Origin of the sequence: Micromonospora rosaria (assembly GCF_001567585.1) — a bacterium.
In the GTDB taxonomy this organism is placed as follows: Bacteria; Actinomycetota; Actinomycetes; order Mycobacteriales; family Micromonosporaceae; genus Micromonospora; species Micromonospora rosaria.
The window spans coordinates 1-3,927 of record NZ_LRQV01000257.1 but is presented as its reverse complement, the minus strand read 5'-3'; the positions used below and the strand labels follow the sequence as shown (position 1 = coordinate 3,927).

At 75.0% G+C, this 3,927-nt stretch carries 5 protein-coding genes; 4 read left to right on the top strand and 1 reads right to left on the bottom strand.

Annotated elements, in window-relative coordinates:
* A partial coding sequence (locus tag AWW66_RS31680) for a serine/threonine-protein kinase (RefSeq protein WP_157528285.1) occupies positions 1-1,040 on the bottom strand: 1,040 nt, incomplete at its 3' end.
* Positions 1,041-1,264: 224 nt separating this feature from the next.
* Between AWW66_RS31680 and AWW66_RS31675 the strand changes: the two genes are divergently transcribed.
* The 4 genes from AWW66_RS31675 to AWW66_RS34135 form a co-directional block, all read left to right on the top strand.
* Positions 1,265-2,095: a patatin-like phospholipase family protein gene (locus AWW66_RS31675; RefSeq protein ID WP_067374391.1), complete on the top strand. Its 831-nt coding sequence runs from the start codon at positions 1,265-1,267 to the stop codon at positions 2,093-2,095.
* Positions 2,095-3,111 (top strand): 1-acyl-sn-glycerol-3-phosphate acyltransferase, encoded by a 1,017-nt coding sequence (locus AWW66_RS31670; RefSeq protein WP_067374389.1) that lies wholly within the window; start codon positions 2,095-2,097, stop codon positions 3,109-3,111. The genes AWW66_RS31675 and AWW66_RS31670 overlap by 1 nt, the downstream gene beginning before the upstream one ends.
* 9 nt (positions 3,112-3,120) lie before the next feature.
* The gene (cutA, locus tag AWW66_RS31665; RefSeq protein ID WP_067374386.1) at positions 3,121-3,441 is read left to right on the top strand and encodes a divalent-cation tolerance protein CutA; all 321 of its coding nucleotides are present in this window, start codon (positions 3,121-3,123) and stop codon (positions 3,439-3,441) included.
* Positions 3,442-3,489: 48 nt separating this feature from the next.
* On the top strand, positions 3,490-3,927 hold a 438-nt coding region (locus AWW66_RS34135), incomplete at its 3' end, for a PspA/IM30 family protein (protein WP_425413318.1).

The window sequence follows — 3,927 nt, the reverse complement described above, 5'->3', positions numbered from 1 at the left end:
CCTGTCGCCCCGGCCGGCCCTGTCGCCCCGGCCGGCGAAGCCGCCCCGACAGGTGCCGTCGCACGGGCCGGCCCCGCCGCCCCGACCGGTGCCGGGACGCCGCTGGGGGCCGGAGCGGCCGGTACCGGTGGTGCGGCACCGGTCGGGGCGGTGACGATGGAGGGCAGCGTGACGGTCGGGGCCAGCATCGTGGCGGCCTGCGGGTCGGCGGGGAGGAGCTGCTCGCGCAGCGCGGCGGCGACCTGCGCCGCGGTCGGCCGGTCCAGGGGTTCCCGGGCCAGGCAGCGCAGGCAGGTACGGGCCACCTCGGGCGGCAGGCCGGGCACGTCGAGCACCTGTGGGGTCGTGTCGGAGGCCAGCGCCTCGCTCAGCTCCTCCCAGGTGTCGGCCGGGTACGGCACCCGCCCGGTCAGGGTCTCGTACAGCAGCACGCCGAGGGAGTAGATGTCGGTGGCCGGCTGGGCGGGGGCTCCGTCCAGGCGTTCCGGGGCCACGTACGCCGGGGTGCCGAAGGTGCCGCCGTCCTCGTCCTCGTCCGGGGCGCCGACCTGGGTGGCGATGCCGAAGTCGAGCACCTTCGCGCCGACCCGGGTCATCATCACGTTGGCCGGGGTGATGTCCCGGTGCACGATGCCGAGCCGGTGCGCGGCGGCCAGCGCGTCGGCCACCTGGGCGCCGATCTCCACCGCCTCCGACCATGGCAGCGGCCCCTCGGTGAGCCGGTCCTCCAGCTCCTCGCCGGTGAGCAGCTCCATCACCACGAACGAGGTGATCGTCCCGTCCGGGGACAGCGTCTCGCCGTAGTCGTGCACCGAGGTCACGTGCGGGTGCACCAGTTGGGCGGCGGCGCGGGCCTCCTCGCGGACCATGTCCCGGAACCGGGCGTCGGCGGCGAGCGACGGGGCGAGCACCTTCAGCGCGACGACCCGGTCGAGCACCTCGTCCCGGGCACGCCAGATCACCGACATGCCACCGGACCCGATCTGGTCCACGAGTCGGTACCTGCGGGCCAGCAACCTGCCGGCTTGCAGCGTCGCCATCAGTGTTCGCACCTGCCTGGGGGTGGGGGCGGTATCAGGTTGCGCGAATGTGTCGGGGCTGTCAACGGCCGGTTCGTCCCATGATCGACGCGGAAGCGCCGGACCTGTCTGGCCGTCCCGGCACCGGACGGGTCCACCCGGAACGTCCGGTCTGCCCCCGCACACCAGGGCCCCGGGCCCCGGCCCGGACCGGGCCCTTTTCCGGCCGTGCCAGGATGAACGACATGGCTCAGGGTCCGGTGGCGTTCGTGCTCGGCGGCGGGGGAGTGCTCGGCGCGGTCGAGGTCGGCATGCTGCGGGCGCTGTTCCGCGCCGGGATCCAGCCCGACCTGGTGCTCGGCACCTCGATCGGGGCGGTCAACGGTGCCCTGGTGGCCGCCGACCCGACCGAGGCGGTCACCGACCGGCTGGTCCGGCTCTGGGCCTCGCCGGAGGCGAGCGAGGTGTACGGCGACTCGGTGGCCCGGCAACTGCGCCGGTTCGCCGCGCGTACCCACCTGCACTCGCCGCGCCCGCTGCGCCGGCTGCTGGAGTCCGAACTCGGCGAGGACGTCACCTTCGCCGACCTGCGGGTGCCGTTCAAGTGCTGTGCGGCGAACATCGAACGCGCCGCCGAGCACTGGTTCGACAGCGGGCCGCTGGTGCCGGCGGTGCTCGCCTCCGCCTCCGTACCGGGGCTGCTGCCACCGACCAAGATCGACGACCAGCACTACGTCGACGGGGGCATCGTGAACTCCATCCCGATCGGCGAGGCGGTCGCCGCCGGGGCGGGCCGGATCTTCGTCCTCCAGGTGGGACGGATCGAACGGGAGCTGACCCCGCCCCGCCGGCCCTGGGAGATCGCCCAGGTCGCGTTCGAGATCGCCCGCCGGCACCGGTTCGCCCGGGAGATGGCCGCCCTGCCCGCCGGGGTGGAGGTGCACGTGCTGCCCACCGGCGGGCTGGAGCCCCGCGACGACACCCCGTGGGCGTACCGGGACATGGCGGCGGTGGGGCGGCGGATCAGCCGCGCCTACACCGCGTCCCGGCGATACCTGGCGAACCTGGAGCGCTGATGCCGTTGCCCCCGCGCTGGGTCCGCCGGCTGGTGCTGGCCCCGGGCGTCGTCCTGTTGGCGTTCCTGGTGGTGACCACGCTGCCGGCCTGGGCGTTCGTCGCCGCGGCGGCCTCCCCGCTGGTGCCGGGGCGACTGCGCCCGCTGCGGCTGCTCTGGATCGGCACCGTCTACCTGGTCTGGGACGCGGTGGCGCTGATCGCGCTCTTCGGGCTCTGGGTCGGCTCCGGCTTCGGCCTGCGCACCCGGGCCCCGGCCGTCCAGCGGGCACACTACGTGCTGGCCGGGGCGTTCCTGCGGGTGCTGTTCTGGCAGGCCCGCTGGACGTTGCGGCTGAGCATCGACATCGTCGGCACCGACCCGGACACCGCGCTGCCCGGCCGGCCCGAACTGGTGCTCTGCCGGCACGCCGGCCCGGGGGACTCGTTCATCCTGATCCACGCGCTGGTGAACTGGTTCTCCCGGGAGCCCCGGATCGTGCTCAAGGCCGCCCTGCAGTGGGACCCGGCGATCGACGTGCTGCTCAACCGGCTGCCCAGCCGGTTCATCGCCCCCCGCCCGGAGGGTCGCGGCTCGGCGGTCGAGCAGATCGGCCACCTCGCCGTCGGGCTGGACGACAACGACGCGTTCGTGATCTTTCCCGAGGGCGGGAACTTCACCCCGCGTCGCCGGTTGAGGGCGATCGCCCGGCTCCGCGCCCGGGGCCACGAACGGATGGCGCTGCGGGCCGAACGGATGCAGCACGTGCTCGCCCCGCAACCCGGTGGGATGCTCGCCGCGCTGGACGCGGCCCCCGACGCCGGGGTGATCTTCGTGGCGCACACCGGCCTGGACCAGATGCTCACCGTCGCCGACGTCTGGCGTGAGCTGCCCATGGACAAGCGCATCGTGATGCGCTTCTGGTCGGTGCCGCCGGAGGAGGTCCCGGCCGGGCGACAGGAACGCATCGACTGGCTGTACGACTGGTGGGGGCGGATCGACGACTGGATCGCGGCCAACCGCGACGGTGACGCGTAGGGTTCTGCCGTGGAGCAGATCAGCGTGGTGACGACGGTGGTGGACGCCCGCTCGGTGGCGGACGTGCTGGCCGCTGCGGCGGTCGCCGGCCGGCTGGCGGCCTGCGCCCAGGTCGGCGGGCAGGTGGACAGCACGTACTGGTGGCAGTCCAACGTGGAGACCACCGCCGAGTGGTCGGTGCAGTTCAAGACCGCGCCGGACCGGGTGGACGCGCTCGTCGCCCAACTCCGCGCCAACCACCCGTACGAGGTGCCGGAGATCCTGGTCACGACCGTGGGCAGCGGCAACCCGGAGTACGCCGCCTGGGTGGTCGAGCACACCCGCCCCTGAGTACCCGCACTCTGGTCAGGGCGGGGGTCGGGCCACGAGGATGGCCGGGTGGACCCGACCGGCTACCCCTGTCCCGCCTGCGGCGCACCGGCTGACCTGCGCGTCGGCTGCTCCGGCTGCGGCCGGCCACCGTACCCGTTGGCCGCCGAGGTGATCCGGCTGGACGGGGAGATCGTCGGGCTCGGCCAGCAGGTCGAGCAGGCCCACCGTGCGTACCGGGACCTCGCCGCCCGGCTGGCGGACGCCCGGAACCGGCGGGCCCACCTGGCCGCCCGGGTCCGGGCCGAGGTGCCGGCCCCGGTCCGGCCGCACCCGGTGGTCGACCCCCGGCGCCCCGCCCCGGCGCCCACCGTGCGCAGCGCGGTCCCGGGGCCGGTCGTCCCGGCACCCACGGTGCGCCCTGCCGTCCCGGGGCCGGTCGTTCCGGTCCCGCCGGCACCGGCCGGGCCGGCACTCCGCTCGGTCACCCCGGTCCCCCGGCCCGCC